21 protein-coding genes are annotated in these 19,967 nt (G+C 57.9%); 13 read left to right on the forward strand and 8 right to left on the reverse strand.

Features of this window, described 5'->3' with window-relative positions; all coding sequences use genetic code 11:
* Nucleotides 1-4: 4 nt before the first annotated feature.
* From MARHY_RS07460 to MARHY_RS07475, 4 genes are all read right to left on the reverse strand, one after another.
* Nucleotides 5-928, reverse strand: coding sequence for a carbon-nitrogen hydrolase (locus tag MARHY_RS07460; protein ID WP_014421231.1), 924 nt, complete (start codon nucleotides 926-928; stop codon nucleotides 5-7).
* On the reverse strand, nucleotides 925-1,977 hold the full coding sequence (locus MARHY_RS07465) for an agmatine deiminase family protein (protein ID WP_081496557.1): 1,053 nt from the start codon (nucleotides 1,975-1,977) through the stop codon (nucleotides 925-927). The genes MARHY_RS07460 and MARHY_RS07465 overlap by 4 nt, the downstream gene beginning before the upstream one ends.
* Before the next feature lie 100 nt (nucleotides 1,978-2,077).
* Nucleotides 2,078-2,383 (reverse strand): hypothetical protein, encoded by a 306-nt coding sequence (locus MARHY_RS07470; protein WP_023010003.1) that lies wholly within the window; start codon nucleotides 2,381-2,383, stop codon nucleotides 2,078-2,080.
* 104 nt (nucleotides 2,384-2,487) lie between these two features.
* Nucleotides 2,488-3,072 (reverse strand): PilZ domain-containing protein, encoded by a 585-nt coding sequence (locus tag MARHY_RS07475; protein WP_014421234.1) that lies wholly within the window; start codon nucleotides 3,070-3,072, stop codon nucleotides 2,488-2,490.
* 154 nt (nucleotides 3,073-3,226) lie between these two features.
* Between MARHY_RS07475 and MARHY_RS07480 the strand changes: the two genes are divergently transcribed.
* Both MARHY_RS07480 and MARHY_RS07485 read left to right on the forward strand, forming a co-directional pair.
* On the forward strand, nucleotides 3,227-4,471 hold the full coding sequence (locus MARHY_RS07480; RefSeq protein ID WP_014421235.1) for a lipoprotein-releasing ABC transporter permease subunit: 1,245 nt from the start codon (nucleotides 3,227-3,229) through the stop codon (nucleotides 4,469-4,471).
* Nucleotides 4,464-5,162 carry an ABC transporter ATP-binding protein gene (locus MARHY_RS07485; RefSeq protein WP_022991068.1) on the forward strand — a complete coding sequence of 233 codons (699 nt, stop codon included), beginning with the start codon at nucleotides 4,464-4,466 and terminating at the stop codon, nucleotides 5,160-5,162. Before MARHY_RS07480 ends, MARHY_RS07485 begins: the two co-directional genes overlap by 8 nt.
* Here MARHY_RS07485 and MARHY_RS07490 read toward each other — a convergent pair.
* Nucleotides 5,150-5,695, reverse strand: a complete 546-nt coding sequence (locus tag MARHY_RS07490; protein ID WP_022991069.1) for a DUF2062 domain-containing protein — start codon at nucleotides 5,693-5,695, stop codon at nucleotides 5,150-5,152. The genes MARHY_RS07485 and MARHY_RS07490 overlap by 13 nt on opposite strands.
* 188 nt (nucleotides 5,696-5,883) lie before the next feature.
* On the opposite strand from MARHY_RS07490, the gene MARHY_RS07495 reads away from it, so the two are divergent.
* The 9 genes from MARHY_RS07495 (at nucleotide 5,884) to murB (ending at nucleotide 14,643) form a co-directional block, all read left to right on the forward strand.
* Entirely contained in the window at nucleotides 5,884-8,199 is a 2,316-nt protein-coding gene (locus MARHY_RS07495; RefSeq protein ID WP_226374422.1) for a DNA internalization-related competence protein ComEC/Rec2, read from the forward strand.
* 72 nt (nucleotides 8,200-8,271) lie between these two features.
* Complete coding sequence (pocA, locus tag MARHY_RS07500; protein ID WP_014421239.1) at nucleotides 8,272-8,898, forward strand: flagellar polar localization protein PocA; 627 nt, start codon at nucleotides 8,272-8,274, stop codon at nucleotides 8,896-8,898.
* Nucleotides 8,899-8,903: 5 nt separating this feature from the next.
* Nucleotides 8,904-9,329 carry an ExbD/TolR family protein gene (locus MARHY_RS07505; RefSeq protein WP_014421240.1) on the forward strand — a complete coding sequence of 142 codons (426 nt, stop codon included), beginning with the start codon at nucleotides 8,904-8,906 and terminating at the stop codon, nucleotides 9,327-9,329.
* Entirely contained in the window at nucleotides 9,329-11,098 is a 1,770-nt protein-coding gene (gene msbA, locus MARHY_RS07510) for a lipid A export permease/ATP-binding protein MsbA (protein ID WP_023010440.1), read from the forward strand. Before MARHY_RS07505 ends, msbA begins: the two co-directional genes overlap by 1 nt.
* On the forward strand, nucleotides 11,095-12,156 hold the full coding sequence (gene lpxK, locus MARHY_RS07515) for a tetraacyldisaccharide 4'-kinase (protein WP_014421242.1): 1,062 nt from the start codon (nucleotides 11,095-11,097) through the stop codon (nucleotides 12,154-12,156). The genes msbA and lpxK overlap by 4 nt, the downstream gene beginning before the upstream one ends.
* Complete coding sequence (locus tag MARHY_RS07520) at nucleotides 12,149-12,337, forward strand: Trm112 family protein (protein WP_011785222.1); 189 nt, start codon at nucleotides 12,149-12,151, stop codon at nucleotides 12,335-12,337. The genes lpxK and MARHY_RS07520 overlap by 8 nt, the downstream gene beginning before the upstream one ends.
* A 20-nt stretch (nucleotides 12,338-12,357) precedes the next feature.
* Complete coding sequence (gene kdsB, locus MARHY_RS07525) at nucleotides 12,358-13,143, forward strand: 3-deoxy-manno-octulosonate cytidylyltransferase (RefSeq protein ID WP_014421244.1); 786 nt, start codon at nucleotides 12,358-12,360, stop codon at nucleotides 13,141-13,143.
* Nucleotides 13,136-13,615, forward strand: coding sequence for a low molecular weight protein-tyrosine-phosphatase (locus MARHY_RS07530; protein ID WP_031210507.1), 480 nt, complete (start codon nucleotides 13,136-13,138; stop codon nucleotides 13,613-13,615). The genes kdsB and MARHY_RS07530 overlap by 8 nt, the downstream gene beginning before the upstream one ends.
* Nucleotides 13,612-14,643 (forward strand): UDP-N-acetylmuramate dehydrogenase, encoded by a 1,032-nt coding sequence (gene murB, locus MARHY_RS07535; RefSeq protein ID WP_014421246.1) that lies wholly within the window; start codon nucleotides 13,612-13,614, stop codon nucleotides 14,641-14,643. The genes MARHY_RS07530 and murB overlap by 4 nt, the downstream gene beginning before the upstream one ends.
* Before the next feature lie 65 nt (nucleotides 14,644-14,708).
* Here murB and MARHY_RS07540 read toward each other — a convergent pair whose 3' ends face one another.
* The gene (locus MARHY_RS07540; RefSeq protein WP_041654640.1) at nucleotides 14,709-16,442 is read right to left on the reverse strand and encodes a proline--tRNA ligase; all 1,734 of its coding nucleotides are present in this window, start codon (nucleotides 16,440-16,442) and stop codon (nucleotides 14,709-14,711) included.
* A 126-nt stretch (nucleotides 16,443-16,568) separates the two neighbouring features.
* Between MARHY_RS07540 and MARHY_RS07545 the strand changes: the two genes are divergently transcribed.
* Nucleotides 16,569-17,192 carry a TetR/AcrR family transcriptional regulator gene (locus tag MARHY_RS07545; protein WP_011785217.1) on the forward strand — a complete coding sequence of 208 codons (624 nt, stop codon included), beginning with the start codon at nucleotides 16,569-16,571 and terminating at the stop codon, nucleotides 17,190-17,192.
* Here the strand turns inward: MARHY_RS07545 and MARHY_RS07550 are convergent.
* Nucleotides 17,180-17,677, reverse strand: coding sequence for an Lrp/AsnC family transcriptional regulator (locus MARHY_RS07550; RefSeq protein WP_011785216.1), 498 nt, complete (start codon nucleotides 17,675-17,677; stop codon nucleotides 17,180-17,182). The genes MARHY_RS07545 and MARHY_RS07550 overlap by 13 nt on opposite strands.
* 142 nt (nucleotides 17,678-17,819) lie before the next feature.
* Between MARHY_RS07550 and leuA the strand changes: the two genes are divergently transcribed.
* A complete protein-coding gene (leuA, locus tag MARHY_RS07555; protein ID WP_014421249.1) occupies nucleotides 17,820-19,514 on the forward strand; it encodes a 2-isopropylmalate synthase in 1,695 nt (564 codons plus the stop codon).
* A gap of 100 nt (nucleotides 19,515-19,614) precedes the next feature.
* On the opposite strand, the gene MARHY_RS07560 is transcribed toward leuA, so the two are convergent.
* The gene (locus tag MARHY_RS07560) at nucleotides 19,615-19,824 is read right to left on the reverse strand and encodes a cold-shock protein (RefSeq protein WP_011785214.1); all 210 of its coding nucleotides are present in this window, start codon (nucleotides 19,822-19,824) and stop codon (nucleotides 19,615-19,617) included.
* Between the last annotated feature and the right edge of the window lie 143 nt (nucleotides 19,825-19,967).

A 19,967-nucleotide genomic window follows, 5' to 3' on the forward strand; every position in this document is an offset into this window, starting at 1 on the left:
GGTTTCAGTCCCTTACCCGTTTCAGAATGTCGCCGTACGCATCGATACGCCTGTCCCTGAGGTACGGCCAGATTCTCCGGATGGATTCGGTGCGCTGGCGGTCCAGGGTTACCGACAGGATACACTCGTCAGTCTCGTTGCCGCGGGCCAGAAACTCGCCCTGAGGGCCACAGATGAAACTGTTCCCCCAGAACCGGATGCCATCGCTTTGGCCGGAAGGATCTGGCTCGGTCCCAACGCGATTCGGGGCGATAACCGGAAGGTTATTGGCTATCGCATGGCCACGCTGAACGGTCACCCAGGCTTCCAGTTGCCGGGCCTGTTCGTCAGCATCGTCGGTCACGTCCCAGCCAATGGCCGTGGGGTAGATCAGTATTTCTGCACCGGCCAGGGCCATCAGCCGGGCCGCTTCCGGGTACCACTGGTCCCAGCATACAAGGACACCGAGCTTACCAACGGAAGTCTGGATGGGGGTAAACCCGCTGCTGCCATCATTGAAGGTGGCATCACCGGGGGTAAAGTAGAATTTCTCATAAAAGCCCGGGTCGTCCGGGATATGCATTTTCCGGTACAGCCCGGCCAGGCTGCCATCGGTGTCGAACACCACAGATGTGTTGTGGTAAACGCCATTCATGCGCCTTTCAAAAATGGAACCCACAAGCACAACGCCTAATTCTTTTGCGAGACCAGACAGATGGTTGCTGGTGGGCCCGGGGATGGGCTCAGCCAACTCAAAAATGGCGGTGTCTTCAGTCTGGCAGAAGTACAGGGTGGCGTGCAGCTCCTGCAGGACAACCAGTTGAGCTCCGTCCCTGACCGCCTGCCGTATCAGGCGTTCTGATGTCGCGAGACTCTGGTTCTTGTCGGGGCTGCAGGTTTGCTGAATGGCGGCGACCTTCAGGTTGGAGCCGGTGTTCGTGCTGGTCATACCGTTACCACCCCCGCAGGAATTTGCATGGTTACGCAGTGCAGACTGCCGTGTTGGTATATGAGCGGGCGGCAGTCAATTGGAATAATCTCCCGGTCTGGGAAGATGCCCGCCATGATGCGAACTGCTTCTTCGTCTTGCGGCACATCGTAGACTGGCAACAAAACTGCGCCGTTGATGATCAGGAAGTTGGCGTAGGTCGCTGGCAACCTATCGCCGTCCTCATCGTAAATCGGGTCGGGCCAGGGCAGGGTGGTCAGGCGATAGGGGCTGCCGTCCGCCTGACGGAATTCCTGCAGTTCTTCTTCCATGGCCGCCAGTGCACTGTAGTGCTCGTCCGCAACATCCGGGCAAGTCACATAGCAGATATGATCAGGCGCGCAGAACCGTGCCAGGGTATCGATGTGGCTGTCGGTATCGTCGCCCGCCAGATATCCGTGGTTGAGCCAGAGAATACGATCGACCCCGAGGACCTCCTCCAGCAATTGCTCGATAGCCGTCCGATCCATGGATGGGTTTCTTGACGGAGTCAGCAGGCACTCGCTGGTAGTGAGCAAGGTGCCGGCGCCATCGGATTCTATAGAGCCGCCTTCCAGGACAAAATCCACTGGCTGCAGTGGGTGTTTGCCGAAAACGCCCGCGTTCGCCAGGTGCCGGTTGAGTGCATCGTCTTTTTCCCAGGGAAATTTGTCTCCCCAGGCATTGAACCGGAAGTCCAGCAGAGCGGGGCCGTCAGCGGTATCCACGGTGATGGGGCCGTGGTCCCTGGCCCAAGTGTCGTTGGCCGGGGCAGGCACAGTGATTACGCGACCTGGTAACCCGTTGCCTTCGGCATAAGCGTTCAGCTGCTGGCCAAGTTGCTGGAGACGTGCCACGAACTCGCAGCTGATCACCAAGTGTTCAAAACGGAGGACCGCTTTGGCAATGGCCTCGAACACGGGCTCCACGTCGGCCATGCGCTTTGCCCAGTCGGTTCCGGGATGAGGCCAGGTCAACATGACTGCGCTTTGGGAAGCCCACTCCGCAGGCAACGTACGTCTGGAAGTCACTGTATAAGTCACCTTGGTTTGCAAAAGCCGCCATTCTATCTGAGCAATGCAGCCCGTGCATTGTCATTCCTTGGCCGGTGTTTGATGAAGCGGGTGTTTATCAGTCTTTGTGTTGCTTTGCCACTGCATGTATTACGCGGTTACCTTCGAAATAGACGACAAAATCCTGATAATGCCACTGACTGATGGGGGGTTCTCCGACCGGGCCTTTGATGTTCTGGGGGGCGCCCCAGCGATTTCGGACGGAGTCTTCACTCATGCCGTTCGCGGGCAGGCTGATCTGGCTTCTGTCGGCCTGGCTGCCGACCGGTACCCTCAGTTCCTCAGCAAGGGCCAGTGGCGCTGAGCCGGCGAATACAGCCGTAGCCAAAACGGCGGCAGCCATCACATTGCGGTAGTTTGTCATAGAGGAGTCTCCAATAATGCATGATTACTGCGCACTGTCTGCGGCAGATGAATAAAACGTAATATCCCGAAAAGCTTAGCAAAAGTCAGCACTTTTTCAGTATCTTACTCTTTTTGGCGTTGCCGAATCTGCCAACGCATCACATGCCGGGCAATTTGCTGACGGTCGCTGTCATCCAGTTCAACAAACAGCGTGTGAACCCGTGTGCCGCCTTGGTTGTCGTGCTCGGTATCCAGTACTTCAGCAATGGCTCTTGGCTGGTATAGCTCTGGTGGTAGAGTCATCCGAATGGCCAGTCGGTCACCCGCGCCAAAGGTTGCTGTCGGCCAGCGGAATGAGAGCCCGCCCTCACTCAGGGTTACATCCTGCCAGTCCTCCGGTTGCAACGGATTTTGCTCAAAGGCGATAATGCGCGCCAGCGTATCGACCTTGCTGTTCAGGGATTTGACCAGCCCGGCCAGCAGGCGGTCGCGCTCAGCCAGGCTTGCCAGGTGTGCACGTACGTCCTGGTCCAGCCTCCGGAACTCGGCTTTCAGGGCTTCCAGTGGAGAGTTATTGAACGGATCGTCGCCGGGATGGGCGTCGTCCAGGCGGCGTACCTCAAGCCCGATACGGTCGTCTATCCGGAAGAACTCCCGGCGCTCCCGCTGGCTGTCTCCGCTCGGTGGCGTTTTATTCTGGCTTGGCATCCTGTCTCCGGACGGGTTTTTATTGATTATAGAACAGTTTAGCAGTTTCCCAACGGCTGGTAAGAGGCCTGGCAAATCTCCGGGCCAGGTAATGATCGAGGCCAGCGGGGATTCAATAATCGACGGACCGCAAGGTAGCGACAGGCACCCCTACATGTTCAGACCCTTATCGTTTTATATTGGCCTGCGATATACCGCCGCCAAACGACGTAATCACTTCATCTCCTTTATCTCCCTGACCTCAATGATTGGCCTGATGCTGGGCGTTGCGGTACTGATCATCGTGCTCTCGGTCATGAACGGGTTCGATCGCGAACTCAAGCAGCGCATTCTTGGGATGGTGCCTCATGCCACGATTCAGGGGGCTTCCGGTCCCCTGGAGAACTGGCAGGAGATTGACCAGAAGGTTGAAGCCTACCCGCGAGTGCTGGCGGCGGCTCCCTTTATCCAGGGCCAGGGCATGGTAACCGGTGGTGGTAACGTCCGGGGCGTGATGCTCAACGGTGTCCTGCCGGAGCAGGAGGCCAGCGTTTCGATTATCGAGAACCATTTCATCGAAGGCAGCCTTGAGGAGCTTCGGTCCGGGGAATTCGGAATCATCATTGGCCGGTTGATGGCAAACAGCCTTCGACTGGGGGTAGGCGATAAACTCACGGTGGTATTGCCCGAAGCTTCGGTAACGCCGGCCGGCGTGTTGCCCAGACTCAAGCGCTTTACCGTCAAGGGCATTTTCAGCGTTGGTGCCGAGCTTGATGGGAACTACGCGCTGATTCATATGGATGATGCGGCGCGTTTGATGCGTACCGGTGGCCGCGCGGAGGGTATCCGGCTTTTAATGGATGACCTGTTTGCGGCGCCCAAAGTTGTCAATGATGTTGCCCGGACCCTGGGAGGCCGCTATTACGTATCGGACTGGACCCGCACCCACGGCAACCTGTTTCAGGCAATTCGCATGGAAAAAACCATGATCGGGTTGCTGTTGATGTTCATTGTGGCTGTGGCGGCCTTCAATATTGTGTCAACGCTGGTCATGGTGGTGACCGACAAGACCGCTGATATCGCCATCCTGCGAACCATGGGCGCCACGCCCGGGCGCATTATGAGGATCTTTATTATCCAGGGTGCCGTGATTGGCGTGTTTGGCACGCTCACAGGTACTGCATTGGGGATCTTCGGTGCCCTGAACATCAGTGGCTTTATTTCGTGGCTTGAATCGGCACTGGGGCATCAGTTTCTCAGCGCTGATGTCTATTTTATCAGCTACCTGCCGTCGCAGCTCCAGTTGCAGGATGTACTGATTATCAGCGGTGCGGGCCTTGCCATGAGCCTGCTGGCAACTATTTATCCGGCCTGGCGTGCGTCGCGGGTCGAACCGGCGGAGGCATTGCGTTATGAGTGACGGGCAGACGACATCTCTGGTGATTGATTGTCAGAAGGTTACCCGCACCTACAGTGAAGGGCCGGAAACACTGACGATTTTCTCGGACATCTCACTTCAGGTTAAGGCCGGCGAGACGGTTGCCATTGTGGGCAGTAGCGGGGCAGGGAAAACCACCTTGCTGAACCTGCTGGGCGGTTTGGATCGCCCTTCGTCAGGGCATATCCGGATCTGTGGCAAGGATATTCATCAGCTATCGGAAGCAGGCCGGGCGCGGTTCCGGAATCAGCATCTGGGGTTTGTGTATCAGTTCCATCATCTGCTGCCGGAATTTACCGCACTTGAGAACGTCATGTTGCCCTGCGCGCTGGGTGGCATGCCACCCAGGCAGGCCCGCCCGAAGGCGGAGCAACTGCTGCAACGGGTGGGTCTGGGTGAGCGGCTCAGGCACAAACCCGGCGAGTTGTCCGGTGGTGAGCGTCAGCGGGTAGCGATAGCCAGAGCGCTGGTTAACAGCCCGGAGTGTGTGTTGATGGATGAGCCTACCGGCAATCTGGATGAACACACAGGGGAGGGTATCCGTGCCCTGATCGGCGACCTGCGTGATAATTCCGGGACGTCATTCATCATGGTTACCCACGACATGACCATGGCCCGGAGCCTGGGAAGGGTGCTGCGACTGGAGCAGGGGCGATTGGTTCAGGAGGCCTGATTGCTCGCGGGCGTTCGCTTGTTGCGCTGGCGACGCCGTAATTGCCATTCAGTGCGGATCTTGCGGCGCCATAGATACTGGATGATCAGGTAAGCGACGCAGGCGGTCACCGTGGCCAGAACCAGAGAACCCAGGTACAACGGCACGCCGATATCGATCAACCTGTGGCTGATCCAGTCCCAGGAAAGCTCGAATTCGAACGCCAGAACCGGCCGATTGAGTATCCAAGCCCCCACCTTGTAATTAAAGTAGAACATCGGGGGCATGGTCAGCGGATTGCTGATCCAGACCAGAACCACGGATAAAGGCAGGTTGGCGTTAAACCAGATGGCGCAGAATGCGGCTGCCAGCATCTGGAAAGGCATCGGAATAAAACAGAACCAGACGCCCACCAGGAAGGCCCTGGCAACACAGTGCCGGTTGATGTGCCACAGGTTGGGTTCATGGAGGATATCGCCCAGAAAACGCAGCGATTGCATCGACTGCACCTTTTCAGGGGTGGGCAAATACCGTTTCATGAACTTCTTCGGCATAGGAAGTTCGGCCTGTTTCCTGGCTTTGAGTAATCACTGGAGCCCAGAGGCTGCCAGCGCTATCGAAAATCGGAGGACAAGGATTGTCCGAAAACCCAGTTTCTAACCGGGTCAGCAGGCTCGGTGTTGGACTCGCCAGCATTCTCGCCTTCTCTTGCGGCGTTATCTTACTGTATCGGCTCGCAACCTTGCCACCATATCCATGGCTGTTTGTGCTGGTTGGGTTAATGTTGCTGGCTATGGCCTGTCGATACCAGCGCATACAGAGGCTCGGGCCCGTGGTGGTTGCTGCGACGCTGGGGCTGGTCTGGGCCGGCTGGAATGCCGATATGAGACTGGCCGAGCGCCTGCCTTCGGAGTGGGAAACCAAGCGCATTGTGGTTTCCGGCTATCTCTGTGATTTGCCGACGCCGGGAAGCTTTGACAGTCTGAGATTTGGATTCTGTGTCCTGCACTGGCAGGCACCTGACGTGTCGGTAGATGACGCCTTGCCCCGCGTCCTGCGACTATCCTGGTACGGCAGGGAGGGGCGCAGGCTACCCGACCATCGCCTGACATTGGAGGTCTCTCTCAAGCGTCCTCACGGCAACCTGAACCCAGTGGGGTTTCGCTACGAAGACTGGTTGTTCCGTCACGGCTATCGGGCGACCGGTTCCGTCAAACAGGTCTCTGCGGCACCGGAGCTGGCATGCGCACTGCAATGTCAGTACCACGCCTGGCACTGGCGAGCGTCAAAGAAGTTGCAGCATTGGTTTGGTGAAGCGGAATACTACCCCCTGATTGCGTCTCTGCTAATGGGCAACCGGGGTTCTCTGGAAGATCATCACTGGCAGGTACTCAAGTCGACCGGCACCATTCATCTGGTGGCTATTTCCGGTTTGCATCTCGGTCTGGTGGCGGTCGGAGTTGGTCTGTTGGCGCGCTGGGGCTTGCTGTTGCTGCCAGTTGGTTGTCTGAGTGAGCAGGGCCGGCGTTCTCTGGTTTTTCTGGTGGTTGTGCTCAGCTGCCTTGTCTATTCGTTATTGGCCGGTTTTACCGTACCAACCCGGCGGGCCCTGGTGATGGTGGTTGCCGGCGGCTGGTATTTGCTCAAGGCAAGACAACAGAGCGGCTGGCGACCCTTTGTGCTGGCTCTGGCAGTGGTGCTTCTGATGGATCCGTTTGCGCCTCTGGACCAGGGTTTCTGGTTGTCTTTTGGCGCTGTAGGGGTGCTGCTGGCGGTATTTTCAGGGCGTCTGGGTTCGTCGGGTTGGTTATCGGCTTTGTTGATAGCCCAGTTGGCGGTCTTTGTCGGGTTGTGGCCAATGTTGATGCTGGTGCATCAGGGCCAGCCCCTTGCAGGCTTCGCGGCCAACCTGTTGGCGGTGCCCTGGGTGTCGTTTGCCGTCATGCCGGTACTGTTCCTGGGGGCCATCATCGCCCTTCTTTCCGGGGGGTGGCTCCTGCCCTGGGTGTCGGCCGGGTTTGACCTTGTCCTGGGGGCACTATGGTGGTGGCTGGAGCTGGTGGCCCGGTTCCCGGCAGGACAGATGCAGCCTCTGCCGCTGCCATTGGCAGCGGGTTTGGCGTTGCTGGCGCTTTGGGGGATTCGCTGGAGGGACTGGCGATGGCGGGCATTGCTGGGCGTTACCTTCCTGTTGCTCAGTGTTCCCTGGTCAGGTCCAGGAATAGGCAATTCCGTGGCACAGGCACCTGAAGTCCGCGTGTTGGATGTGGGGCAGGGGCTGTCGGTTGTGGTTCGCGCCGGTGGCCGGGTGATGGTGTATGACACCGGGCCGGAAGTTGCGGGCGTCTATTCCGCCGCCGATTCGGTGCTGGTGCCGAATCTCCGGACAATGGGCGTCGAGGTTATTGATCTGCTGGTCTTGAGCCATTCTGATAATGACCACGCCGGCGGTCTTGAGACGTTGTCTGAGCACTTCGCGATCAAAAGGGTGATTTCCGGAGAGCCTGCTCTTATTGCCGGGCGCGTGCCGGTGAGGGTGGAAGGTTGTCGCCCGGGGAATATCCGGTGGCCGGGTCTGGTGATGTCGCTGTGGCAAAATCCGTTGCCTGCGGACGGGAATGACGCTTCGTGCGTGATACGCGTGTACCACCCGTCCAGCAACAGCGATTTCGTATTGACCGGGGACATCAGCCGGAAGGTTGAGCAACTGATGCTCGGTGGCGCCGGCCCAGAGTGGCTTGAGAACCGCGTTGCGCAGCGGGTGGTGCTGGCGCCACACCATGGCAGCAAAACTTCATCTTCAACACGCTGGGTACAGGCGGTGGCGCCGGATCAGGTGATCTATACGGCGGGCTACCGGCACCATTTCGGGCATCCGCATGCGGAAGTAACCGGTCGGTACCGCGCCAGTGGTGCCGTGCCATTGAACACGGCCTGCTCCGGCCAGATCACACTCAGGTTCGCAGATTCAGGCCTGCTTATAAGTGAGCTCTGGCAGACACAGCCTTTCTGGATAGCGTCTCCGGGGCTTGCCAGGAGTGAATGTAAAATACCGTGACAATCCGGGTGTGGCCTGCACCGACAGCTATGCTAAAGTAGCGCGGCTTGTAACTAATCAGGGAGATCAAGCGTGTTCGAGCTGTTGAAAGCCGGTGGCATCCTGATGGTGCCCATTGTTGCCTGTTCCATCCTGGCACTTGCCATCATTCTGGAACGAATCTGGACCTTGCGGGCCTCTCGGGTCGCGCCCCCGCAGTCTATTAACGAACTCTGGCGCTGGATCAAGAAAAAAGAGCTTAACGGTCGCAAGCTGAAAGCCTTGCAGGCATCTTCGCCACTTGGCCGGATTCTCGCCGGCGGCCTGATCAACGCCAAACATGGTCGCGAGATCATGAAAGAAAGTATCGAACACGAGGCCAGCCAGGTTATCCACGAGCTGGAGCGTTTTCTGAATCCCCTGGGCACTATCGCCACAATCACGCCACTGTTGGGCCTTTTGGGTACCGTTATCGGCATGATCAAAGTGTTTGCCGAAATCCAGTTGGCCGGCGTCGGCAATGCCGGCAACCTGGCCGGAGGCATTTCCGAGGCATTGATCACCACTGCGGCTGGCCTGAGTGTCGCCATTCCTGCTCTGATCTGTCACCGCTATTTCATCCGTCGCGTAGACGAATTGGTGGTCAACATGGAGCAGGAAGCCATCAAACTGGTGGAAGTGGTCCACGGAGACCGCGAAATCGACGTTGAAGGAGCCTGAACGCCGTGAAGTTCAAGCGCCAACGAAGCCAGGAAGTCGGGGTAGATCTGACGCCACTGATTGATGTGGTGTTCCTGCTGCTGATTTTCTTCATGGTGTCGACCACATTTACCCGGGAGAGTCATCTGCAGGTGGAGCTTCCGGAAGCCAGTGCAGAGCCGGCAGCTCCGTCTGAGGTCCGGCAGATTGATGTGGTGATCAATGCCGAGGGCCAGTACTTTCTGAACGACCGACCACTGGTTAACAATCGCCGGGAAACCCTCGAGCGTGGCGTCAGTGAGCTGGCCGAAGGCGACAACAGCCTGCCGTTCATCATCACTGCAGACGCCCAAACCCCCCATGAATTTGTGGTGCGGGCCATGGATGTTGCCGGTCGCCTGGGGTTTGCCAAGCTGAGCATAACCACAGAGCGGGAGGCTGAAAGCCAGTGATGCAGACAAGGCCGGAGCCGCTCAAGACGCCACCTGCCGGTAGCTGGACCACCTACAAACGCCTGCTCAAGTACGTCAAGCCTTTCTGGTTTGCGTTCTCCCTCGCCGTGTTCGGAAACATCATTTACGCCGCTGCATCCACCGGGATGGCCGCGGCGATGGAATATGTGATCACGGCGATCGAGAATCCGTCCGACCAGAACCGGATGTTGCTGACCGGGCTGATCGTGGGTGTTTTTGCCTTCAGAGGCGTTGGTACGTTTTTTAGCCAGTATTTTATCAGCTACGTCGGGCGCAACGTGATCAACGCCTTACGCAACGATGTGTTTGATCGCCTGATGTCTTTACCGTCACGATACTATGATGAAAACGCATCCGGGCGTCTGGTCTCGAAGCTCACCTTTAACGTTGAGCAGGTCGCGGATGCTGCCACCAATGCGGTGACTATCACCCTTCGCGAAGGGCTGACCATAGTGGGTCTGCTCGGCTTCATGCTGTACACCAACTGGAAGTTGACCCTGATTTTTCTTACGGCCGGTCCGGTCATTGGTCTGGTCGTGAACTATGCCAGCAAACGGTTTCGTCGAATCAGTAAGCGTATTCAGGGTTCCATGGGCGATATCACCCATGTGGCCTCCGAGTCGATCACCGGATACCGGGTGGTGCGCACCTTCGGAGGCGAAGATTATGAACGGGAGCGGTTTCGTGAGGTCAGTGCCCGTAACCTGAAACAGAGCCTGAAAATGGCTTCTACTCAGGCGATCAGTGTCCCGGTCATTCAGGTGCTGGTGGCTTTTGCTATCGCCGCGCTGGTGTGGACCATGCTTGCGCCGGAGATTCGGGGTGAGATGTCGACTGGTCAGCTGATTGCGTTCATCACCGCGGCGACGACGATGGCCAAGCCCATTCGCCAGGTCACTTCCGTGCACGCCAAGATTCAGAAGGGTGTGGCGGCTGCGTTTGATGTGTTCGAGACCATGGATGAAAAGCCGGAAGAGGACCAGGGCTCCTACAACCCGCAGCGGGTCAAAGGCGACATCACATTTGACCAGGTGTCTTTCCGATACCGGGATCAGCTCGACAATGTGCTTGAAGGGATAACCATCGATATTCCAGCCGGCCAGAGTGTCGCACTGGTGGGCCGGTCAGGCAGTGGTAAGTCGACCATGGTCAGCCTGTTACCCCGTTTCTACGAGTACACCGGGGGAGCTATCCGCATTGATGACCATGAACTGAAGGAGTTTTCGCTTCAGTCCCTGCGTGCCCAGATTGCTTTGGTGAACCAGAACGTGGTGCTGTTCAACGATACCATCGCCGCCAACATTGCCTACGGTTCCCTGCGCGACTGCAGCCGGGAAGAAATTATGGAAGCGGCTGAAAAGGCCCACGCGCTAGAGTTTATCAACCGCATGCCGGAAGGGCTCGACACCATGATTGGCGACAATGGTGTGATGCTTTCCGGTGGCCAGCGCCAACGTCTTGCGATTGCGCGGGCCATCCTCAAGGACGCCCCAATTCTCATTCTGGATGAGGCGACATCGGCGCTGGATACGGAATCCGAACGCCATATTCAGGAAGCGCTGGAAACGGTTATGCAGGGCCGTACCACTCTGGTGATCGCACACAGGCTATCCACCATTGAGAAGGCCGACCGGATTCTGGTCATGGACAATGGCCGCATTGTTGAATCCGGAAGTCATGGTGAACTGTTGGCTGCGGGGGGGGCATACGCCCAGCTGCATCAGATTCAGTTCAGCGAGCACGCATGAGCACCAGCCTGGTTGACCGGCTTTGGTACGGGCAGGGCAGGCCTCTTGCACTGCTCACACCAGTGGCCTGGTTATATCGGGCGGTGTCTGAGTCCAGGCGCCGAAAGGCCTGGCATGCGCGAAACGAATTGCTGCCGGTCCCGGTTGTGGTGGTGGGCAATATCACCGCTGGCGGCACCGGCAAGTCACCTCTTACTGCCAGCCTGGTTCAGTGCATGAACCAACATGGCTGGAAACCGGTGATTCTCAGCCGTGGCTACGGTGGTAAAAGCTCTCAGTACCCCTTACTGGTCGCTGACGGGACCCCGGCGGGTATCTGTGGTGACGAACCCCTGATGCTGGCACGGTCCACCGGATGCCCGGTGGTGGTTGACCCGGATCGCTGTCGTGGGGCTCGCTGGGCGTTGGAGAATGGCCTGGGCGATGTACTGATCTGTGACGATGGCCTGCAGCACTACCGTCTGCCCAGAGACATTGAACTGGCAGTATTTGATGCCCGGCGTGGCACTGGAAACGGTGCCATCATTCCTGTCGGTCCGCTGCGGGAGCCGGTTGAACGGTTGAACGGTGTCGACTTTGTCGTTCTTAACGGAGCGGAGTTTCCGGAGGCTGGCGAGACCATCGAGAGCTTTGCCGGCGTTGATCATCCGGAGATTCATGCCATGGAGCTGGTGCCCTCGGCTCTGGTGAATCTGAATTCCGGTGAGACCCTGTCGCCGGGGCAGCTTGACGGTAAACCGGTACGGGCGGTGGCGGGTATCGGTAATCCCGGTCGATTTTTCGATACCCTCCGGACTCTTGGCGCTCACGTCAATGAAGTTCCCTTTCCTGACCATCATCATTTTCGCCCCGAAGACCTGGCGTCGGGCGCTCTCGAATGGTTGGTAATGACGGCCAAAGATGCAGTGAAGTGCCAAGGCTTTGCTCCGGATAACGCCTGGGTCTTGACGGTTCAGGCCCGGTTGTCGGAACCTTTTGAACAGCATTTTCTGGAACGGCTCAGAGCCTGCTCTGGCCAGTTGCAACCTGATATCAGCGAGGAATCGAACCATGGATAAAAAACTGCTGGCCATGTTGGCCTGCCCGGTGTGCAAGGGTGAGCTCAAGCTCAACGATGCCCGCACCGAGTTGATTTGCTACCAGGATGCCATGGCGTTCCCTATTCGTGAGGGGATTCCGGTTATGCTGGCGGTTGAAGCCCGCACCCTCAGCACAGACGAGCGCCTCGACAAACACTGAGTCACCCGCAGGACGCAACCATGTCATTTACCGTTGTCATTCCCGCTCGATACGCTTCCAGCCGTTTGCCCGGCAAACCTCTGGCCATGATTGCCGGCAAGCCGATGATCCAGCATGTCTGCGAGCGGGCGAATGAGAGCCGCGCCAGCCGCGTGGTGGTCGCGACCGACGATGCCCGTATCGAGGAGGCGTGTCTTGGTTTTGGTGCAGAAGTCATCATGACCTCGCCCCATCATGCCAGTGGCACAGACCGCCTTGAAGAAGTGGCGAGGAAGCTGCAGCTGGATCCGGATCATCGCGTGGTCAACGTTCAGGGGGACGAGCCTCTGATACCGCCTGAACTGATCAATCAGGTTGCCGATAACCTTGAACAGTACCAGGAGGCCGCCATCGCAACACTGTGCGAGCGGATTCACGATGCCCGCCAGGTGTTCAACCCCAATGTTGTGAAAGTGGTGTTCGATGCCCGGGGCATGGCTCATTATTTCAGTCGGGCACCGATTCCCTGGGCCAGGGACTTCTGGCCAGCGGGGGCTGCTACCCAGGACGTGGACCTTCCGGATGGCATCGGCTATTTCAGGCACATTGGCATCTATGGTTATCGTGCCAGTGTGCTCAGTGAGTTTGTTACCTGGCTGCCGGCCCCCACCGAACGGGTGGAATCCCTGGAACAGTTGCGGGCACTCTATAACGGCGCTCTTATTCATGTGGATGTGGCGGACCGGCCTCCTGCTCCGGGGGTAGATACCGAAGAGGATCTGGCCCGTCTGCGGGCGCTGATGGAAAAAGGGGGTGCCCGTGGCTGATCGTGTAAGCGTGCTGTTTGTCTGCCTGGGCAATATCTGTCGTTCTCCCAGTGCTGAGGGCGTTTTTCGCCACCTCGCCCGGGAACAAGGCCTGTTCGGCAGACTGCATATTGATTCCTGCGGCACCGGCAACTGGCATATCGGTAAATCTCCGGACGAGCGGGCAACTGCCGCCGCGGCGCGCCGTGGTATCGACATCAGCGACCTTCGTGCCCGCCAGTTCCGTGCAGAAGATCTGGATCAATTTGACTATGTGCTGGTGATGGATCGGTCTAATCTCGCGGATGTTCGAGAGGTCTGGCACCAGAATGGGGGCACGGAGCCGCGCTTGTTTCTGGATTACGGTGACTCCCGGTTGGCCGAGGTGCCCGATCCTTACTACGGCGGAGAGGATGGATTTGAGCACGTGCTTGATCTGATTCATGACGCCAGTTCCGGCCTCCTGGACGAAATTCGGGGGCGGCTGGCTTGAGTCAGGATCTGCAGATTCAGGAGTGGGCCAGCCTTCAGGGATTGAATACCCTGGCTGTGCCGGTAACGGCCCGATACCTGGTGGAAGTCGAAAATCCGGATCAGCTCAAACAGGCGCTTTCCTGGGCCTGTAACCACGAACAGTCCATTCTGGTACTGGGCGGTGGCAGTAATCTGGTGTTTGCCGGCGATTATCCCGGCCTGGTCATCCGGATGGCACTGCGTGGCCGAAGCTGGGAGCAGGTAGACGATCACGGCGCGGTACTGGTGTTGAAAGCCGGTGAGAACTGGCACGAGGCTGTGCTTTACGCCGCTCGTTCCGGTTATCGCGGGATCGAGAACCTGGCGTTGATCCCGGGCACCGCCGGTGCCGCCCCGGTACAGAACATCGGGGCTTATGGCACCGAATTGGGTGACTGTCTTGACAGTGTCACGGTACTGAACCGCCAGACTCTGAAGGTTGAAACCCTGCCTGCAAGCGCCTGCGAATTCGGTTATCGCGACAGCCTGTTCAAGCACCGGCCGGGCCTCTACATCATCCTTGAAATCCGGCTCCGGTTGTCCCGTAATGCGCCTTTGAAGATTGGTTATCGGGATCTTCAGGATTACTTTGGCGACGTTAACGAGGCTGAGTTAACACCCCTGGCGGTGGCCGAGGGCGTGATGGCTGTCCGTCATCGCAAACTGCCGGACCCTGCGGTATTGCCGAATGTAGGCAGTTTTTTCAAAAACCCGGTTATAGGATTGGCTCAGTTTCGGGAGCTTCAGGCCCGGTTTCCGGATGTTGTGTCCTATCCCGCGGATAGTCAGGTCAAACTGGCGGCTGCATGGCTTATTGACCAGGCGGGATGGAAGGGGTTTCGTAACAGCCGGGTCGGGGTTCACAACCGCCAGGCGCTGGTGCTGATCAATCATTCCGGTGGAACTGGCCAGGATGTACTGTCCCTGGCTGATGACGTGCGCCAGTCTGTGCTTGAGAAATTCGGCGTTGAGCTGGAGATGGAGCCGGGGATTGTGGGCAACGCCTGATCTGCGGAGACGTCGTTAACACACCGGAAGGCTGGGGGCAGCCTTCCGGTGTGTATGGTTCAGGGTTACAAGCCGCCTTTGGGCGATGCCTTCACCAGGAACGACAGAGCCTCATCCACAGGAATGTCCTGTTTTTCCTCGTCCCGCCGACCCTTGTATTCCAGGGTTCCGGCGCTCAGGCCGCGTTCTGAGACCACGAAGCGGTGGGGGATGCCAATCAGCTCCATATCTGCGAATTTCACACCCGGGCGTTCGTTGCGGTCATCCAGCAGAACATCGTAGCCAGCTAGGCGAAGCTGTTCGTAAAGCTTGTCGCCAGCCTCGGCCACCACCGGAGATTTGTGACCATTCAGGGTAACAATGGCCACCTCGAACGGTGCGATGGCATCCGGCCAGATGATGCCCTTCTCGTCGTGGTTCTGCTCGATGGATGCCGCGACGATGCGGGAAACGCCAATACCATAACAGCCCATTTCCATAATCGAAGTCTTGCCGTGTTCATCCAGAACCGAGGCGTTCATGGCCTTGCTGTACTTATTGCCCAGCTTGAAAATGTGGCCAACTTCAATACCGCGACGGATCTCCAGTGTGCCGTTCCCATCCGGGCTGGCATCGCCCTCGACCACATTGCGAAGATCTTCCACACGGCTGATTTCGGCATCGCGTTCCCAGTTTACGCCAGTCAGGTGATAATCATCCTTGTTGGCGCCGCAGACAAAATCTGCCAGGTGTGCTGCGCTGCGATCCACGATAACCGGCACCGGCAGCTTGACCGGGCCGATGGAGCCTGGCTTGCAGCCGATTGCTTTTTCGATTTCCTCGTCGGTTGCCATGGTCAGCGGCTCGGCAATGCCGGGGAGGTTCTCAGCCTTGATCTCATTCAGGGTGTGATCGCCGCGCAGAATCAGGGCCACCAGGCCGGATTCACCATTCTCATCCGCCTCTGCCTTTACCAGCAGTGTTTTCACACTGCGCTCAGCCGGCATGCCCAGGAACTGGGAAACTGCGTCGATGGTGCGTTGACCCGGTGTGTGAACCTCTTTCAGTTCCTCGCCGGGGGCAGGGCGCTCGCCGGCAGGTGCTACCGCTTCGGCTTTTTCGATGTTGGCGGCGTAGTCACCGCTGGTGCTGAATACGATGGCATCTTCGCCAGAGGAGGCTAGCACGTGGAATTCATGGGAGGAGCTGCCACCAATGGAACCGGAGTCCGCCTGTACCGGACGGTAGTCGAGCCCCAGCCGGTCGAAAATGTTGCAGTAGGTCTGGTGCATCACCTTATAGGTTTCATCCAGGGATTCCGCGTTCAGATGGAATGAGTAAGCATCCTTCATGATGAACTCGCGGGCGCGCATCACGCCAAACCGCGGGCGGCGCTCATCGCGGAACTTGGTCTGGATCTGGTAGAAGTTGGCCGGCAGCTCTTTGTAGCTTTTCAGTTCGTTCCGGATCAGATCGGTGATAACTTCTTCATGAGTGGGGCCAAAGCAGAAATCGCGGCCATGGCGGTCGTTCAGGCGCAGCAGTTCTCCACCGTACTGTTCCCAGCGGCCGGATTCCTGCCACAGCTCGGCGGGTTGTACCGCCGGCATGAGAACTTCCTGGGCGCCGCTCTTGTCCATTTCTTCACGGACGATTCGCTCCACCTTACGCAGGGTGCGCAACCCTAACGGCAACCAGGTGTAAAGGCCGGCGGCCAGTTTACGGATCATGCCCGCCCGCAGCATCAGCTGATGGCTGATAATCTCGGCGTCGGAAGGGGTCTCTTTCTGGGTAGCTATCAGGTAACGGCTCGCTCGCATCGTGTCTTCCGCTGTCATCAGAAAAGTGGGAGTCAGACTAATTGGCAAGGCGGGATGCCCGCCACAGCCTTTCATTGTCGTAGAGTGGGCGTTATTGTACGGAGCCTGCATCACAAGGTACAGATAATGACTGACGAATCCATCGATGTGTCACCCCGCCGGCGCCCGGTTCAGGCCCGCAGCCGGGAACGGGTGAACACCATACTGCAGCATGCTGCCGGGATCTTTCACGAGCAGGGCGTCGACAGCACCAGTATGTCGGCCATCGCCCGGCAGTCCGGCATGTCTCTGGCATCGCTTTACCGCTATTTCCCGAATAAAGCGGCGATTGTCAACGCTATTGCGGAGCGACATGTTGAGAAGATGGAGCAGGCGCTGAGGGTCAAGCTCCCGCAGCTGAGCCTGAGCGACGCGGTGGATGTCCTGATTGATCTGTTTTACGACTTCTACCGCACCGAGCCCGCCTATTCCGCGATCTGGAGCGGTGTGGAAGCCATGCCGGAACTGAGGCAGCTGGATCTTCGCGAACTCTACAGCAACGCCCGGGACCTGGATGCCCGTCTGCAGGAGGAGTATCCCGATTTGCCGGCAGATCGCCGCTGGACAGCCAGTTTGCTGTTACCCCGTTCTGCCGGCACGATTCTTCGGCTGGCGGCCACCCTGCCGGATGAGCAGGGCGTATTGTTGGTTCAGGAAATGAAAACCATGGCCCGCGCCTATCTGGACCACCTGGTGGCTCAGGACAAATAGCCCAGCGGCAGTGCGGTGCTGTCGATGACGCGCCGGAGAACAAAGCTGGAGTGAACACCGCTAACACCGGGAATACGGGTTATCCTGTTCAACAGGAAGTGGTGGTAGTGGTCCATATCCGGCACGACCACTTTGAGCATGTAGTCCGCACTCTGACCAGTGATCAGATAACACTCCTGAACCTCCGGGTATTCCCCCACCTGTTCCTCAAACGCGGCAAAGCGCTCTGGTGTATGCCGGTCCATGCCAATGAGAATAATGGCGGTCAGCGACAGCCCCAGTTTTTTGTGATCCAGAATGGTGACCGTCCGCACGATAATGCCCGCCTCTTCGAGGGCGCGAACTCGCCGAAGGCAGGGGGACGGGGATAGCCCGACTTTCTCGGCCAGTTGCTGATTGGTCAGTGAGCCGTCTTTTTGCAATTGTTCGAGGATTTTTCGGTCGAGCTTGTCAATTTTGACAAGCGTTTTCTCGGTATCGGGCATTTTCTGTCTCTTATTTAAGAATTTATGAAATTATATGGCATTATCTGGTTGTGCGGCCAGAAAATGGCAACCAAATAGCTCGCTCCAGCCTTTACACTGTGTGTGTTCCAATCACTGTTTGATATCGGAAGGAATTTTCATCATGGCTTTTGACCATCGCAAATACGTTGCATTCCAGCCGGTCGCCAAGAAAGACCGTCGCTGGCCCGATCAGGTTATCCAGAAAGCCCCGGCCTGGTGCGCTGTGGATCTTCGGGACGGCAACCAGGCCCTGGTCAAACCCATGTCTGTTGCCCAGAAGCAGCGTTTGTTCGATTTGCTGGTCAAGCTGGGTTTCAAAGAGATCGAAATCGGTTTCCCGGCAGCCAGCCAGCCGGACTTTGATTTCTGTCGCAAGCTGATCGAAGAAAACAGGATTCCGGATGATGTAAAGATCCAGGTGCTGACCCAGGCTCGCCCTGAATTGATCGAGCGGACGTATCAGGCCCTTGAGGGCGCCAAACGGGCGATTGTGCACGTTTACAATTCCACCTCGACCGTGCAGAGGGAGCAGGTGTTCGGTCTGGACCGGGACGGTATCCGCGATATCGCGGTCCACGGCGCTACCGTCGTGCGGGACATCGCCGCCCGCTATCCGGACACGGAGTGGACCTTCCAGTATTCGCCAGAGAGTTTTACCGGTACGGAGCTGGACTTTGCGGCCAGTGTGATTGATGCCGTCAACGATGTCTGGCGCCCGGATCAGGGGCAAGCGGTTATCATTAACCTCCCGGCGACTGTTGAAATGGCAACGCCCAATGTCTTCGCAGACCAGGTGGAGTGGATCTGTGACAACATTCGCTATCGGGAGCATATCAGCATCAGCCTGCATACCCACAATGACCGGGGCTGCGCGGTGGCCGCCGCCGAACTCGGCGTGATGGCCGGGGCAGACCGGGTGGAAGGTACCCTGATGGGTAACGGCGAGCGCACCGGTAACATGGACCTGGTCACCATGGCCATGAACCTGTATTCCCAGGGGATTGACCCTACCCTGGATCTGTCCGGCATGGCCGAAATCACCGAAGTGGTGGAGGCGTGCACCGAAATTTCCACTCATCCGCGTCATCCCTATGCCGGTGAGCTGGTCTTTACCGCTTTCTCCGGCAGCCATCAGGACGCCATTCGCAAGTGTCTCTCCCGTCGGAAAGAGGGCGATGCCTGGAACGTGGCTTACCTGCCCATCGATCCGTTCGATGTCGGTCGCCGATACGAGGAAGTGGTTCGTATCAACAGTCAGTCCGGCAAAGGCGGCGTCGCTTACGTACTCGAGCGCGACTACGACATTACCTTGCCGCGGTGGCTGCAGATCGAGTTCAGCAAGGTGGTTCAGCGCGAGGCTGAAACCAATGGGGGCGAGATCGACTCACACACCATTCACCGTTTGTTTGAAGAGCGATATCTGAAGGTGCACAGCGATTGGGCTCTTCGCTCCTATGACCTGCATCGGGATGACAATGGGGTGCGGGCCGAGGTGGTTGTTGGGGGTGATGCCGCGCCGGTTACCCTTGAAGGTCGTGGGTTGGGAGCCGTTGAGGCCGTTTCCGATGCACTGTCCCGGCAGTTTGGGGTCTCGGTGGCGGTTGAAGCCTATGATGAGTTTGCGCTGGGCGAGGGTACCAATGCCAATGCTCTGGCATGCATACGGCTCACAGCCAATGGCAAGCACTGCAGTGCGGCAGCCCTGGCAGAGGATACCACCTCGGCAACGTTGCAAGCTCTGTTCTCGGCTGTAGCCCAGGTGCTCGATGATAGTCGGTCCGAGTCTATTTCTGCAGAAGCAGCCGAGACTGCCTGAACGGATAATCCCTTAAACAAACAGAAAGGCCGGTAATCCCAGGATTACCGGCCTTTCTTGTTTCTGCCCGTGAGGGGCATCAGGACGTTAACATAACGGCTTAGAGCGGCGTTACGTTTTCGGCCTGCGGGCCTTTCGGGCCCTGGGTTACGGTGAACTGTACCTGCTGACCTTCGGCCAGAGTACGGAAACCGTTTGCGTTGATTGCACTGTAGTGAACGAAAACGTCACTGCCGCCTTCCTGGGCGATGAAGCCAAAGCCCTTGGATTCGTTGAACCACTTTACGTGGCCGGTTTTGGTATCGGACATCGATCTTTCCTGTCTTACTGATAATTTTCCCTCACGGGACCTTCTTTCGAGCTGGGACATCCGGAGCGCACTGAGGAAGGGGCAACGAAAAGCCAAGGGCAGGACGTTGTAACGCATTCGCCAAATAACGCTGCAGAAGTACA

The organism is Marinobacter nauticus ATCC 49840 (assembly GCF_000284615.1).
GTDB lineage: Bacteria > Pseudomonadota > Gammaproteobacteria > Pseudomonadales > Oleiphilaceae > Marinobacter > Marinobacter nauticus.

Coding starts and splice junctions, on each gene's coding strand:
- MARHY_RS07490 (WP_022991069.1), bottom strand. CDS start 5,695: ATGCCGAAGAAGTTCATGAAACGGTATTTGCCCACCCCTGAAAAGGTG.
- kdsB (WP_014421244.1), top strand. CDS start 12,358: ATGTCATTTACCGTTGTCATTCCCGCTCGATACGCTTCCAGCCGTTTG.
- MARHY_RS07470 (WP_023010003.1), bottom strand. CDS start 2,383: ATGACAAACTACCGCAATGTGATGGCTGCCGCCGTTTTGGCTACGGCT.
- MARHY_RS07545 (WP_011785217.1), top strand. CDS start 16,569: ATGACTGACGAATCCATCGATGTGTCACCCCGCCGGCGCCCGGTTCAG.
- msbA (WP_023010440.1), top strand. CDS start 9,329: ATGCAGACAAGGCCGGAGCCGCTCAAGACGCCACCTGCCGGTAGCTGG.
- leuA (WP_014421249.1), top strand. CDS start 17,820: ATGGCTTTTGACCATCGCAAATACGTTGCATTCCAGCCGGTCGCCAAG.
- MARHY_RS07485 (WP_022991068.1), top strand. CDS start 4,464: ATGAGTGACGGGCAGACGACATCTCTGGTGATTGATTGTCAGAAGGTT.
- MARHY_RS07540 (WP_041654640.1), bottom strand. CDS start 16,442: ATGCGAGCGAGCCGTTACCTGATAGCTACCCAGAAAGAGACCCCTTCC.
- MARHY_RS07550 (WP_011785216.1), bottom strand. CDS start 17,677: ATGCCCGATACCGAGAAAACGCTTGTCAAAATTGACAAGCTCGACCGA.
- MARHY_RS07480 (WP_014421235.1), top strand. CDS start 3,227: ATGTTCAGACCCTTATCGTTTTATATTGGCCTGCGATATACCGCCGCC.
- MARHY_RS07460 (WP_014421231.1), bottom strand. CDS start 928: ATGACCAGCACGAACACCGGCTCCAACCTGAAGGTCGCCGCCATTCAG.
- MARHY_RS07520 (WP_011785222.1), top strand. CDS start 12,149: ATGGATAAAAAACTGCTGGCCATGTTGGCCTGCCCGGTGTGCAAGGGT.
- lpxK (WP_014421242.1), top strand. CDS start 11,095: ATGAGCACCAGCCTGGTTGACCGGCTTTGGTACGGGCAGGGCAGGCCT.
- MARHY_RS07475 (WP_014421234.1), bottom strand. CDS start 3,072: ATGCCAAGCCAGAATAAAACGCCACCGAGCGGAGACAGCCAGCGGGAG.
- MARHY_RS07560 (WP_011785214.1), bottom strand. CDS start 19,824: ATGTCCGATACCAAAACCGGCCACGTAAAGTGGTTCAACGAATCCAAG.